Source organism: Thalassotalea litorea (assembly GCF_043642205.1).
In the GTDB taxonomy this organism is placed as follows: Bacteria; Pseudomonadota; Gammaproteobacteria; order Enterobacterales; family Alteromonadaceae; genus Thalassotalea_A; species Thalassotalea_A litorea.
This window is the reverse complement of the sequence record NZ_JBHZSG010000061.1, coordinates 1-14,050: the sequence shown is the minus strand read 5'-3', so window position 1 is coordinate 14,050 and position 14,050 is coordinate 1. Positions and strand designations below refer to the sequence as shown.

General features: G+C 44.9%; 13 protein-coding genes. 6 read left to right on the top strand and 7 right to left on the bottom strand.

The features are described from left to right. Positions 1-107: 107 nt before the first annotated feature. From rpoD to rpsU, 4 genes are all read right to left on the bottom strand, one after another. A complete protein-coding gene (gene rpoD, locus ACHUFQ_RS16140; protein ID WP_394176881.1) occupies positions 108-1,949 on the bottom strand; it encodes an RNA polymerase sigma factor RpoD in 1,842 nt (613 codons plus the stop codon). Positions 1,950-2,042: 93 nt separating this feature from the next. Further along, positions 2,043-3,803 carry a DNA primase gene (gene dnaG, locus ACHUFQ_RS16135; protein WP_394176880.1) on the bottom strand — a complete coding sequence of 587 codons (1,761 nt, stop codon included), beginning with the start codon at positions 3,801-3,803 and terminating at the stop codon, positions 2,043-2,045. A gap of 192 nt (positions 3,804-3,995) precedes the next feature. Continuing rightward, positions 3,996-4,442, bottom strand: coding sequence for a GatB/YqeY domain-containing protein (locus ACHUFQ_RS16130; protein WP_394176879.1), 447 nt, complete (start codon positions 4,440-4,442; stop codon positions 3,996-3,998). A 24-nt stretch (positions 4,443-4,466) separates the two neighbouring features. After that, positions 4,467-4,682 (bottom strand): 30S ribosomal protein S21, encoded by a 216-nt coding sequence (rpsU, locus tag ACHUFQ_RS16125; protein WP_136734521.1) that lies wholly within the window; start codon positions 4,680-4,682, stop codon positions 4,467-4,469. A gap of 236 nt (positions 4,683-4,918) precedes the next feature. Between rpsU and tsaD the strand changes: the two genes are divergently transcribed. Beyond that, positions 4,919-5,932, top strand: a complete 1,014-nt coding sequence (gene tsaD / locus ACHUFQ_RS16120; protein ID WP_394176878.1) for a tRNA (adenosine(37)-N6)-threonylcarbamoyltransferase complex transferase subunit TsaD — start codon at positions 4,919-4,921, stop codon at positions 5,930-5,932. Positions 5,933-6,042: 110 nt separating this feature from the next. Here the strand turns inward: tsaD and ACHUFQ_RS16115 are convergent, their stop codons facing one another. Further along, a complete protein-coding gene (locus ACHUFQ_RS16115) occupies positions 6,043-6,552 on the bottom strand; it encodes an acyl-CoA thioesterase (RefSeq protein WP_394176877.1) in 510 nt (169 codons plus the stop codon). A 106-nt stretch (positions 6,553-6,658) separates the two neighbouring features. Further along, a complete protein-coding gene (gene plsY, locus ACHUFQ_RS16110) occupies positions 6,659-7,258 on the bottom strand; it encodes a glycerol-3-phosphate 1-O-acyltransferase PlsY (RefSeq protein ID WP_394176876.1) in 600 nt (199 codons plus the stop codon). A gap of 289 nt (positions 7,259-7,547) precedes the next feature. On the opposite strand from plsY, the gene folB reads away from it, so the two are divergent. Genes folB through ACHUFQ_RS16095 form a run of 3 tightly spaced genes read left to right on the top strand, consistent with a single transcriptional unit; the run spans position 7,548 to position 9,197 of the window. After that, entirely contained in the window at positions 7,548-7,904 is a 357-nt protein-coding gene (gene folB, locus ACHUFQ_RS16105; protein WP_394176875.1) for a dihydroneopterin aldolase, read from the top strand. After that, positions 7,904-8,395, top strand: a complete 492-nt coding sequence (folK, locus tag ACHUFQ_RS16100) for a 2-amino-4-hydroxy-6-hydroxymethyldihydropteridine diphosphokinase (protein WP_394176874.1) — start codon at positions 7,904-7,906, stop codon at positions 8,393-8,395. The genes folB and folK overlap by 1 nt, the downstream gene beginning before the upstream one ends. 4 nt (positions 8,396-8,399) lie before the next feature. After that, positions 8,400-9,197, top strand: coding sequence for an undecaprenyl-diphosphate phosphatase (locus ACHUFQ_RS16095; RefSeq protein WP_394176873.1), 798 nt, complete (start codon positions 8,400-8,402; stop codon positions 9,195-9,197). A gap of 329 nt (positions 9,198-9,526) precedes the next feature. On the opposite strand, the gene ACHUFQ_RS16090 is transcribed toward ACHUFQ_RS16095, so the two are convergent. After that, positions 9,527-10,783 (bottom strand): multifunctional CCA addition/repair protein, encoded by a 1,257-nt coding sequence (locus ACHUFQ_RS16090; RefSeq protein WP_394176872.1) that lies wholly within the window; start codon positions 10,781-10,783, stop codon positions 9,527-9,529. A gap of 314 nt (positions 10,784-11,097) precedes the next feature. Between ACHUFQ_RS16090 and ACHUFQ_RS16085 the strand changes: the two genes are divergently transcribed. Further along, positions 11,098-12,744 (top strand): ExeA family protein, encoded by a 1,647-nt coding sequence (locus ACHUFQ_RS16085; protein WP_394176871.1) that lies wholly within the window; start codon positions 11,098-11,100, stop codon positions 12,742-12,744. Further along, on the top strand, positions 12,744-13,724 hold the full coding sequence (locus ACHUFQ_RS16080) for a general secretion pathway protein GspB (protein ID WP_394176870.1): 981 nt from the start codon (positions 12,744-12,746) through the stop codon (positions 13,722-13,724). Before ACHUFQ_RS16085 ends, ACHUFQ_RS16080 begins: the two co-directional genes overlap by 1 nt. Positions 13,725-14,050 lie beyond the last annotated feature (326 nt).

Sequence of the window (14,050 nt, the reverse complement as noted above, 5' to 3'; positions counted from 1 at the left end):
CCCATCAATTTGATGGGGCTATTGTCGTACGATCCTTTTACCTGTCAACCGATCGATTGCTTATCTGATCGGTGTTACGCGTTAGCGGGCTTTTTCTGAAGACGTTATTACTCGCCGTCTAAGAAGCTTTTTAACTGCTCAGAGCGGGAAGGATGGCGTAGCTTACGAAGCGCTTTTGCTTCGATTTGACGAATACGCTCACGGGTAACGTCAAATTGTTTACCAACTTCTTCTAAGGTATGGTCGGTATTCATATCGATACCAAAACGCATACGTAGAACCTTTGCTTCACGGGCAGTAAGGCCTGCTAACACTTCGTGTGTCGCGTTTTTCAGGTTTTCGGTGGTTGCTGCATCAACAGGCAATTCACCGCTACCATCTTCGATAAAATCACCTAAGTGCGAATCTTCGTCATCACCAATTGGTGTTTCCATTGAGATTGGCTCTTTAGCAATTTTTAGTACCTTACGGATCTTATCTTCTGGCATTATCATTCGCTCTGCCAATTCTTCAGGCGTAGGTTCGCGACCCATTTCCTGCAGCATCTGACGAGAGATACGATTAAGCTTATTAATGGTTTCAATCATATGCACCGGGATACGAATCGTACGCGCCTGATCCGCAATCGATCGGGTGATCGCCTGACGAATCCACCAGGTAGCATAGGTTGAGAACTTATAACCACGACGATATTCGAATTTATCTACGGCTTTCATCAAGCCGATATTACCTTCCTGAATGAGATCCAGGAATTGTAAGCCACGGTTGGTATATTTCTTGGCGATTGAGATAACCAAACGCAAGTTAGCTTCAACCATTTCTTTCTTGGCTCTACGAGCTTTCGCTTCGCCAATTGACATACGACGGTTGATGTCTTTGATGCTTTGCACGCTTAAGTAAGTTTCTTCTTCCAGCGCGTTAAGCTTATAGATACAACGCTCAACATCAAACTTGGCAAGCTTCAGTTTCTCTGAATACGCGTGACCGGCTGCGATTTCTTTATCCAACCATTCAATTTTGGTTTCATTACCCGGGAACACTTTAATGAATGTGGTTTTTGGCATACCGGCACCAACCACACAGTGTTTCATGATCAAGCGTTCCTGAACACGGACTCTGTCCATGACATCACGCATATTTTTAACCAGGCGATCGAATAATTTAGGAATTAAGCGAAATTCTTTAAATAATTCAGCGATAGCATCAATGGCTGCAACGGCATCTTTATGATCGCGGCCTTTGCTGGCGATGATTTTATTCGCTTTTTCATAGAGGTTGCGTAATTCGGTGAAGCGCTCGCGGGCAAGCTCCGGATCCGGGCCTGTATCCTCTTCTTCTTCGTCGTCATCACTATCCGAACCCGTTTTATCTTCGTCGTCTAATTCTTCTTCAGAAAGTTCTGAGCCTACGTGAGTGGCTGTTGGCGCTTCTTCTTCTTCAGCATCAGGATCAAGGAAACCAAGAATGATGTCGCTTAAGCGAACCTCTTCAGCTTCAAAGTTATCCCATTGCTCAAGGAGATAGTTAATAGCGGGTGGGTATTCAGAAACACTGCGTTGTACTTCACGAATACCTTCTTCAATACGCTTGGCGATAACAATTTCGCCTTTGCGGGTTAATAGTTCTACCGTACCCATTTCACGCATGTACATGCGCACAGGGTCTGTAGTACGACCGATTTCGCTTTCTACCGTGGCAAGAGCCTGAGCCGCAGCTTCTGCCGCATCCTCATCGGTATTTGCTTCGCTCATCATCAATGTATCGGCATCCGGCGCATTTTCAAATACCTGAATACCCATATCGTTGATCATGCGGATGATGTCTTCCACTTGATCGGAGTCGATAATGTCCTGCGGCAGGTGATCGTTCACTTCGGCAAAGGTAAGGTATCCTTGCTCTTTACCTTTAGTGATGAGTTCTTTGAGTCTAGATTGCGGGGCTTGGTCCATCGACGATTGTCCACCTATTTGGCTATCAAAATACGAACAGTAAAGGCCGAAATTATAGCAAGTCGAATTCAGAAATACCAGTAGCCGAAAACGCTAGCTTTGCGCGTTTAATAACGACTGAAGTTCCTGTTTTTCCTGCGAGTTTAACTGTCCTAACCGTGCTTTTTGTAAAAGAATTTCTGTACGTTGCTCAACAAACGTGTTGAGAATTTTATCCAGGGTATCGATAAACACGCCTTCAGCAGCGTCTTTCTCGATATGATGTTCCCAGATTAATAATTTGGATAATACCGGGCCAATATCACTATCTCGCCAGCTTTCAACGAGCTGTGCGCCAGTGCATTCTGGATTAGCCCGACATTGCTCAAGCAATTTCCTGAGAATATGAATACCGGGCAATTCAATCGTATCCAGTACTGAAAAATCTTCTAATACTCCCTCTAAATGGGGATGCTCAAGTAATAATGCAATAGCCAGACGCACTGGCGTGACTTTATTTTTTGCATCTTTTTTGTTTTTGTTAGAACTCTTTGATTTTGCTTGAGTTAATTTTCTAAGTTGCTGCTCACTACCGAGGCCAAATTTATTGGCAAGATCGGTAATGATGGAATCTTTAAGAACGCTGTCGGGCATTTTCGCCAGATAAGGCTGAAATTTCTCAATCAGTGCAGCTTTCCCTTCGGCAGAATTCATATCAACAGCAGATAGCAAATGTTCGAAGATAAACTGAGACAATGGTTTGGCATTATCGATAATTTTCTCAAATGCATCTTTGCCTTGTTGGCGTACCAGGGTATCGGGGTCCTCACCATCGGGTAAAAACACGAATTTCAATGAATATCCGTCACGAATCAAGGGCAGGGCGTTTTCCATCGCTCGCCACGCGGCATCACGTCCGGCGCGGTCACCATCGTAACAGCAAACTACTTCTTTGACGGTGCGAAACAGGGTTTGCAATTGTTCAATGGTGGTTGATGTGCCAAGTGAAGCCACGGCATAGGGGATATCGTGTTGTGCCAGTGCCACTACATCCATATAGCCTTCAACTACAACCAGTCGCTGCAAATCCTTAGCGTATTTTTTGGCTTCATAAAGACCATATAGTTCCTGGCCTTTATGATAAATGCGGGTTTCCGGAGAATTCAGGTACTTAGGCGTACCGTCGCTAAGCACCCGGCCACCAAAACCAATCACCCGGCCACGTTTATCCGTGATCGGGAACATCACCCGGCCGCGAAAACGATCATAAGGTCGTTTGTTATCGCCTTGAATGGCCATTCCCAGCTCAACCAATTGTGCGGATAAGAGTTGACTCTGACCGAATTGACCCATCACCCCATCCCAGCTATCAGGAGCGTAACCAATGCCGAATTTTTTAACGACTTCTCCGCTCAGGCCTCTTCCTTTGAGATATTCGATAACCGTTTTTGAGTCTGTATGATGTTTTAAGGTGTGCTGATAATAACGGGCAATATTCCCCATTACCTGATAATCATCTTGCTTTTGCGCATGCATCTTAGCTTGTTTGCGCTGTTGTTCCGGACTAGTATTTTGTTCCCGCTCCACCTCAACACCGGCAATGCTAGCGATCTCTTCAATCGCATCGACAAACTCCAGACGTTCGTATTCCATGATAAATGAAATGGCATTACCATGGGCACCACAGCCAAAACAATGGTAAAACTGTTTATCGCGACTGACGGTAAAAGAAGGGCTTTTTTCGCTATGGAATGGGCAACAGGCCTGATAATTTTTGCCGGCTTTTTTTAAACCGACTTTAGCATCAATCAAATCGACAATGTCAGTTCGAGCGAGCAGGTCGTCAATAAATTGTCTTGGGATTAATCCAGCCATGGCCTATCAAGTTGCGCTTATAAGAGTTGCAAGAATTTAACAGTACTAAGTTACACTAACGATTGGTTGCTTGTCAGCTATCTAACTTAATAAAAACGGAATAAATTTCAAAGATAAAAAAACCGCGCTAATCATTATTAGCACGGTTGTCTTTGCATTTTCTTTACAAGAAGTTGCAGGAATTAGCAGGCGTTAACTGTTAAGTGCGGTACGCACCTGAGCGCTAACCTTGCCTAAGTCGGCACGTCCTTGCATTTGCGGCTTTAATATTGCCATTACCTTACCCATGTCAGCCATGGATGCGGCACTTGTGTCGGCAATTGCCTGAGTGATGAATTGTTGAACTTCTTCAGCGGTTAATGCCTGAGGCAAAAACTCTTCAATCACTTTAATTTCAGCTTGTTCCGAAGCGGCCATATCTTCACGACCACCTTCGGTATACATGGCAACCGATTCTTTGCGCTGTTTAATCATTTTGGTTAACAGTGCCAAAATGTCATCTTCAGACATTTCTTTTTGATTATCGATTTTTGCCTGCTTAATAGCTGACAACGCCATGCGTATAACGCCAAGACGATTTTTGTCTTTGGCACGCATGGCGTTTTTCATTTCGTCGTTGAGTTGACTTAGCAAACTCATAACTTCAGGAGATCCCTTAAAGTATTAATATAAACGAATACGACGAGCGTTTTCGCGAGCAACTTTCTTCGCGTGACGCTTAACAGCTGCAGCTTTCTTACGCTTACGTTCCCAGGTAGGCTTCTCGAAAGATTCGCGACGACGAACTTCAGAAAGGATACCTGCTTTTTCACATGAACGCTTGAAACGACGAAGTGCTACATCAAACGGTTCGTTTTCTCTTACTTTAATTACTGGCATTGTGCCTCTCACCTCTAGTGAATACTTTGACCCGGAAAAAAAGAAATATCCGGGCTGTTTAAAAATGGTGCAGTATTTTAATCTGAACGATCCTTGGATGTAAAGTTTTAATCGAGTTTTATTTAAAACAACTGGTGAAATTTGCTGACGGGCGCTAAGATCGCCGTCTATCCCACGATCATTTCGAGATCCTTCAGGTGAACGTGTCTGAAAATGTTAATTTTAGGTAAGTAAACATGCGTATATTAGGTATTGAAACGTCTTGTGATGAAACCGGCATTGCGATTTTTGACGAAGAGCAGGGCATTCTGGCGCACCGCCTTTATTCACAAATCGATGTGCATGCCGATTATGGCGGTGTGGTACCGGAATTAGCGTCCAGAGATCATGTCCGCAAAACCCTGCCTTTAATCGACGCAGCCCTGAAAGATGCGAACCTGACTCCGGCGGATCTCGATGGGGTTGCCTATACTGCCGGTCCTGGTCTGGTGGGGGCATTATTGGTTGGTTGTTCCATTGGTCGATCGCTGGCTTATGGGTGGGGAATACCTGCAGTACCTGTGCATCATATGGAAGGGCATTTGTTAGCGCCAATGCTGGAAGAAGATGTCCCTGAATTTCCATTTATTGCCTTGTTGGTATCCGGAGGACATACGCTGCTGGTTCGAGTGGATGGTATTGGTAAATACCAGGTGCTTGGCGAATCCATCGATGACGCCGCCGGGGAAGCGTTTGATAAAACCGCGAAATTATTAGGCCTGGATTATCCGGGTGGCCCAGTATTAGCAAAAATGGCGGAGCAGGGAACAAAAGGTCGATTTAAATTTCCGCGACCCATGACCGATCGACCGGGTCTTGATTTTAGTTTTTCAGGGTTAAAGACGTTTGCAGCCAATACTATCTATAAAGAAGATGATAGCGAGCAAACCAAAGCGGATATTGCCTATGCGTTTCAAGAAGCGGTGATTGATACCCTGACCATTAAATGCAAAAGAGCCTTGCAACAATGCGAGCTGAATCGACTGGTAATTGCCGGAGGTGTCAGTGCAAATAAAGAGTTGCGGGCTAAGCTTGCTCAGGTGATGAAAAAGCTAAATGGAAATGTGTATTATCCGCGGCCGGAGTATTGCACCGACAATGGGGCGATGATCGCGTTTGCCGGTATGCAGCGATTGAAAGCCGGTGTTGATGCAGAACTGACGTTCCAGGCGACACCAAGGTGGCCGCTGGATACCTTACCACCAGTATAGAAGTTAACGTTTCAAAATCTGAGACCTTGATCGAATGAATACAAAATAGGGCCGATGTGAAAACCGGCTCTTTTTTATTTGGATTTGTTCTTTGCAATAGCTAATTGGGTTTAGCGGCTCAGTTGCTGCCAATGATCCATTGAGCTTTCATTCCATTTATCAACGATATGGCAAACATTGATAGCATCAACGTTAGCATCCGGAACTAAGTCCAACATCTCTTTTGGTGAAATACGTTTTTCACTGTCACTAATAATACGAATCTTTACCATCAACAGCGCATGCACGCCACGCTTTGATTTAAAGGTGTGCTCTACGTAGAAAAACTTATCATCCCAACCACTAAAGCGAGTGATGATTTCATATCGTTGAAACGGCAACAGTGGCTTACGAAATTGTGCCATTTCTCCGGCAATTACCGGATAAAATTTTTGTTTGCGAATTGCCTGCCACAGGCCTGCACGGATCATCATCTCAACCCGAACATTGTCGGTAATGGTGAAATAGCGGCCGTTATTGATATGACCCAGCAAATCTAGATCCGTCGGCCAGACGATATGCTTGGAAGTAAATGGTTCGAAAACATCAACAGCAGATTTAAACCATGATGTTAGCATCATGGTGAAAAAACGAAAATAAAGGTTCATAGGATGGTTAGGGTTAACTGGTTTGACCAGATATGGTAGCAACCACCGATTTGGTAATCAAGAGAAGGGCAGTGAAATATTATTTGTTACCGGGCTTTGATGTCATCTTGCCTTCTTCCCCTTGCCATAACCGCATTAGATTTTCCCGGTGCCGGAATATGATCAGTACCGACAGCATGGTAACCTGTTGTACATATAACGGTTTTAGGAAAAACGTATATAAAGGTGCCAGAGAGACCGTAACGATGGCGGCTAAAGAAGAGTATTTCGTGGTTTTAAATACCACTAGCCAGGTCATTATCAAGGCCAGGGAAAATGTCCAACCAATGGCTGACAATGCCCCAAACGCTGTTGCAACCGCTTTTCCTCCCTTGAAACTAAAGAATATCGGGTACATGTGACCCAGGCAGGCAGCAATGGCAATCAAGCCGAGATAATTAGGTTCAACGCCTAATAAGAACCCCCCGTAAACCGGAACGGCGCCTTTAAGCATATCGAGAAATAAAACCGCACCAGCCGTGGCTTTATTGGATATGCGCAGAACATTGGTTGCTCCTGGGTTTTGTGAGCCCTGGGTACGAGGATCGGGGAGGCCACGCAGGCGGCAAATTAGCACAGCACTGGATATCGAACCTAACAGGTAAGCCAGAATAATGATGCCAATCGAAATCCATACCATAATTGAGTGCTATCGTCGCCGTTTTGCTTTTTCCACCTTGACGAAATTGTTGGCGGTTAAAAATTAAACAAAATTCAATGAATTCCCATTCTAACAAGGTATTTAGTGGTTTTTCCAGCATCTAATAGGTAATATTTGCACCTATTAATATTTGTTTACAAGTTATTATTCTCAATGCTTCTAACCAAATAAACGTGGGGTTTGGTGACGATTGGGCTTTTACACTCTATATTCGATCCAAATTGATGATTTGCAACACACCATTTTCAAAGCAGGTTGATCCGCCATTATGGATATAATTTTTATTGAAGGCTTGAAAGTTAATACCACGATTGGGTATTACGAGTGGGAAAAGAACATCAAACAACGTTTGGTTTTTGATATTCAACTTGCTACCGATATCCGTATTGCCGCAGAAAACGATGAATTGGCGAAAACCATTGACTATGCAGAAGTCTCTGAACTTGTGGATAGGTTTTGTCAGGAGAATCCGGTAGATTTACTGGAAACCCTGGGACAGCGACTTGTCGATGCCCTGCAACGTAAATATGCTATCGCATGGGTGCGAATTAAAATCGCCAAACCTACCGCCGTTGAACAGGCTGATGCCGTAGGCATTATTATAGAGCGAGGCACACGCATCTAATGGCGAGAGTGTTTATATCTATCGGCAGTAATATCGACCGCGACGTTCAGATCATCGCCGGGGTGCAAGCACTGCAAGCACATTATGGCGAGGTTACGCTGTCTTCCGTATACGAATGTGAACCTGTCGGTTTTACCGGTGATCATTTTTATAATCTGGTTGCGGAAGTGGAAACGGATGTTAGCCCGGGGCAGGTAGGGCAGGATTTAAAGAACCTGGAAAAAGGCGCCGGCCGCATTGATTTTTCGAAAAAATTTAGTGCCCGTAAGTTAGACCTTGATATTTTGCTCTATGATGATCAAGTACTTGATTCGCCCGTACAAATACCCAGGGATGAAATCCCTGAAAATGCTTACGTACTTTGGCCGCTTGCCGAGTTGGCGCCGAATTTGGTACATCCGGTATTAAATAAAAGTTACCAGCAACTCTGGCAGGAATACGATAAAACTAAACAAATCATAAGGAAAGTGCCATTTACCTGGCCTGAGTAAGTTTATGTCTACCATTGAAATTATTATTCTGGCATTGATCCAGGGCCTCACCGAGTTTTTACCAATTTCCAGTTCTGCACATTTGATTCTTCCTTCCCAGCTATTAGGATGGGTGGATCAAGGGCTAGCTTTTGACGTGGCCGTTCATGTAGGCACGCTACTGGCGGTGATGATTTATTTTCGTCAGGAAGTCGGCGACATGTTGTTTGCCTGGGGTAACTCTATCGCGAAGAAAGAGCACACAGCCGATAGCCAACTTGCCTGGTGGATTCTTTTTGCAACGATTCCTGCTGGCCTGTTTGGTCTGTTAGGTAAAGACTTTATTGAAGAGCACCTGCGAAGCGCAGCGGTTATTGCTCTTACTACGATCGTTTTTGGTTTGCTCTTAGGCTTTGTAGATATCAAAAGTAAACAGAATAAAGAGATTAGTGCCCTTGGTTTTAAAGGTGCAATGATGATTGGTCTGGCGCAGGCAATCGCTCTAATACCGGGTACCTCGAGAAGTGGTATCACCATGACCATGGGCTTGATGCTGGGCTTAACCCGCACTGCTGCGGCGCGTTTTTCATTCTTGTTGTCGATTCCAGCTATTGCCATGGCGGGCAGTTATTTAACGCTTAAACTTGTAACCAGTGCCGAAGCGGTAGACTGGCAGGCGATTGCATTAGGAAGCGGTATCGCTTTTGTCAGCGCTTATGCCTGTATCCACTATTTCCTGATCCTTGTCGATAAACTTGGGATGATGCCATTTGTCATTTATCGATTATTACTGGGTGGTTTTTTGGTGTGGTTTATTAGTTAAAAAGTCCTTGCAGGACCTTTTTGTTTAAAGAGGTTATGGCCAGGGATGGTCGGTATGCCGAAAAAGCACTAATACATGGATGTATGTAGGTAGAATAACGCACTAATACAAGGATGTATGTAGGTAGAATAACGCAGGAGCAGTTATCGAGGAGCAGTTATCGAAGAGCAATTTTCGGTGGAGTCAAAATGGATGGCATTTTGAAGGTGGAGTTTCATCGAAGATGAAAGGGTGGATTCGAGATGAACAACATCTCGAAGGTGGTGGTTTTAGATACCTTTTAAAGTCACTTCCACCTCCGACTTCCACCTTCCACGTCCGACTTCGACTCACTCCCCAAAACTTTTCTGCTTCATTTCTGCGATAATCGCACCGCGTTGTTTAACAATCGCTTCGCTAATGGCTTTACCTTGCAATCCTTGTTCGACAAACGGTCGAGCGAGTACTTTCTTACATTCGCTGGCAACTTCCAGAAGGAACTCTCCCTGAGGGTAGGGACTATCTTCTTTGCCTAACCTGCCGCTGCTATCGGCGTGACAGGCAAGTACGAAGTTTTCAAGCACTTGTGAATTGCGCCAGGGATCGAGCGCGTTTAATAGCTTTAATATGGTCTGTGGTTTGAGCTCTTTAATGCGATGGCAGTGTAAATGGTATTCACACACTCGCAATGCCAGATTGGTCATTTGTTTCGGTACCCGAAAACGCGTGCATACATCCTCAACCAAAGGTAAGCCGGATTTTTCATGGCCGTGATGGGATGGCCAGTATTGTTCATCTGTTAGTCCCTTACCCAAATCATGGCATAGAGCAGCAAAGCGCACGCCGATATCGTCAGTCAGCTTTACGGCTTCTTGTAATACCATCATGGTATGAATACCGCTATCGACTTCACCATGGTGAGCGATTGGATTCGGGACTCCCCACAATGCATCAAGTTCAGGCCAAATCACTTTCAGGGCGCCACAATGTCTCAAAACTTCGATAAATTGTTCTGGATTCGGCTCCGTTAGTGCCCGGGATACTTCTTTCCAGATCCGATCGCCACTTAGGTTTTCTAACTCTTTACCCGCTACCATGGATTTTAGTAATACCTGGGTATCGGGGTGAATAGTAAAGCCATAGGTATGGTAACGGGCTGCAAATCGGGCAAGACGAAGCACACGCAGAGGATCTTCACTAAATGCCTGAGAAACATGACGAAAGACACGATTTTCTAAATCCTGTTTGCCCCCATAAGGATCATATAGATTGCCATCATTATCCATCGCTATGGCGTTAATGGTTAAATCTCGTCGTTTAAGATCTTGTTCTAATGTGACATCGGACGACGCGTGTACAACAAATCCGGTGTAGCCTTTGCCTTGCTTTCGCTCGGTACGCGCGAGTGCATACTCTTCTTTTGTCTGCGGGTGCAAGAAAACCGGGAAATCCTTACCGACGGGCGTGAACCCCTGTTCGATCATTTGCTCAGGGTGCGCACCCACCACGACCCAGTCACGATCATAAACTGCTCGCCCCAATAGTTGATCACGCACCGCGCCACCGACGAGATATGTTTGTAACTCATTGTCTTTTATCGAGTTCATTTCACTGTTTCTGGCTATACTGAAAGAATAATTGGATGATTCAACGCGTTACTTGGATTCGGCAAAAGGTGCTTGTGCGAGTATAGGCAATTTTCAAACATATTTTTGATTGCTAGATTCACCGGTGTCAATTCACCAATTTTAGCTTGTTCGTAAATTGCACATAAACCTTTTTAATAACATACATGTAACGCTAACAAAGCTAAGTGTACCGAAAAAAGTTATGTTTCAGTAGCGTCAATTTTTGACTTATGTATGACTTCAGGGTAGTTTCATCGGCTCTAATTAAACAAAAATAACGGACACCAACCCCCATGTTCACAGGGTATACCGGTTTTTTCGGCTTGCAAGAAGTGCCATTTTCAATCGCGCCCAATCCTCATTATTTATTCATGAGTGATCGCCATCGCGAAGCCTTGGCACATTTGAGCTATGGATTAGGAGAAACCGGTGGATTTGCTTTACTTACCGGTGAAGTGGGAACCGGCAAAACCACCGTTTCTCGATGCTTGCTGGAGCAGTTGCCAGATAATTCGCAAGTGGCGTACATCATTAATCCTACGCTTTCTGCACTAGAACTTCTTGCCTCGGTTTGTGATGAACTTGCCATAGAATACGATTCCGATACGTCGAGTCTGAAAGTTTTTACCGATCTGATCTCTAAGCGTTTACTGGATAATCACAGCAATGGTTTATCGACCTTATTGATCATTGATGAAGCTCAACATTTGCAGGCCGAGGTGTTAGAGCAATTGCGGTTATTAACGAATTTAGAAACCAATGCCCGGAAGTTGCTGCAAGTGATCCTGATCGGTCAACCAGAACTGCAGTTATTACTAAAGCGTCAGGATTTGCGGCAATTAGCACAGCGGATCACCGCACGATACCACCTGATGCCATTAAATTCTCAAGAGGTCGATCAGTATATTAAACATCGGCTAAAAGTGGCCGGTAGTGAACAGCCTTTATTTTCGCCATCGGCAATCCGATTGGTGCATCAATATTCGCAAGGGGTACCCAGATTAATTAATCTGATTTGTGATCGCGCTTTGCTAGCGGCTTATGCTCAGGAAGTCACTCAGGTTGACAAAAAATTAGTTAAAGCAGCAGCACATGAAACGTTAGGAGAGGTGCAAACGTCTACGTTTGAGTGGGCGCCCTGGAAGCAAGGGGCGGCAATGGTAGCCGCGATAATGATGTTTGCGTTCGCCGGCAAGAAACTCGCGGATTGGCAAGGCCAAAGCATGGGGCAGGCGAATCAATCTGCGAGGTTGGAACAGGTAAGCAATCGGGACATTAATCTTGCCAGAGACTTACAACCGGCATTAGCATCATTGTTTCATGCCTGGCATTTAACTTTATCTCACACTGATACCCAGGCGTGTCAACAAGCCCTGGATTTGTCATTGAGTTGTCACTGGCTGCAAGCTGATCCAACACTGTTAATGGCATTTTCATACCCAGCGGTTATCGAATTGCAGGATGAGTTGGGTGAACGCTTTTATGGCGTCATTAACGCCAATTCAGATGAAAACTCTCAGGGCCTATCGGAGGCCCCCGGCGTCATCATAAATCTGGCTGGAGGACAACGTAAGGTCAGTATGGATTGGCTCTACCAGCATTACCGCGGTACCGCTCTGTTGTTATGGCAACCCCCCGCTGGATTTATCGAGCGTATTGATAACGATGCCGATATTAAGTTATTACAATGGCTTGAGGATCGCTTAAGTCAAGCGCAACAGCGACCAGCCAGGCAAGTAAGCACATTCGATCAACGCTTATTAAACCAAATGCAGCTTTTTCAGCAAGCCAAAGGAATAGCGATTCTTGATTATGCAGATTTAAACACGGTGATCATGCTTGCCAATCCGGGGGCATTTTCGCCATTGCCGCAAAAACCCTTACAAGCTAAGCGAAATAACATTTTGGCGAATGGTAAACAGCAGGGAGTACAAGGATAATGTCCTATATACTTGATGCACTGAAAAAAGATCCTGTGACCCAGCAACGGCTCAATATTGATCCGTTGCGACAATATCATCAAGAATCAACCAAGAACCCCATACAGGGGCGCAGATATCTATATATCGGGTTGGCGTTGTTGGCATTTGTCGGCAGTTATCTTTTCTTTGGTGGTACTAACTGGATACAACAAACCTGGTTCGAAGCCAATGATAGCGACAATCTGTTGGTACAAGAGCCGCTAAGAGCCGGCTATCAAACTAAGCATCCGTTAGCAGATTATTTTCAACAAGGTCAGGCATATAACCAACAATTGGTTACCTTGCGCCGCGAGCAATGGCAGCTTCAACAACGCCTGCAACAAGATAAAGCGGTTGCCGAGCAACAAGCCTCGCAACAACAGCAATCTCAGATGATTGCCGCTCAGGTGGATGCGGCGCTTGCCAAGCATCAACTAAATGCGCCGTTAATTCAAGACAACGACGACAGGGCAAGTGAGCAACCTTGGCAAGGCGACAATAGCCACAGCACGCAATCTCGCGGCAAGCCGATCATTGAATTGAGCGCGCAACAGCAGGAACAAATATCCCCGGAATTGTTAGCGGCGTTTAACCAGGCGGTCGATGAAACCTATACCGATGACAAAGACAATTTTGAGCAAGCCGCGCTGCAGCAAGTCAGAGATGAAGCAAAGCTTGATAGCCAAGACCATCCTCATTTCGATGGTCGTCAAACGGAAGAGATCCCATTATTAACGCAGCTACCTAATAGCTATCGGAATACGATCCCGGCGATTCAATTTTCATTGCACATGTATTCCTCGGATATTAGTAGTCGTTGGCTAAGAATGAATGGGCAAGATTATTTTGAAGGGGGGATGAGCCCGGAAGGCATTGTCATCGAAGAAATCCAACCACAATTTGTGGTGATGCGCTATCGTGGTCAATCGTTTCGTCTGCCGGCGTTATCTAGTTGGTAAGTTTAACAAAGCCCGCGAACGCGGGCTTTGTTGTTTTAGAGGGATGCTGCGCTGGTGGAGTCAAAATGGAAGACATTTTGAGGGTGGAGTTTCAATAAAATTGAAATGGTGGAGTCGAGATAAAAAACATCTCGATGAAAGATCGTTATATTGCTTGCTTCACAACTATCTGGCCAACTAAATCCGTCATTCCCAGCTCCGACTGGAAATCAAAACCAACGGTGAGCCGAAATCATCTTCAAGAAGTGGTTATACCAATCCCATTAAGTTTGTGCACAACTCAGAGTTAGGGCCGAGGTTCATTTACAACATAGATTTTATTGATA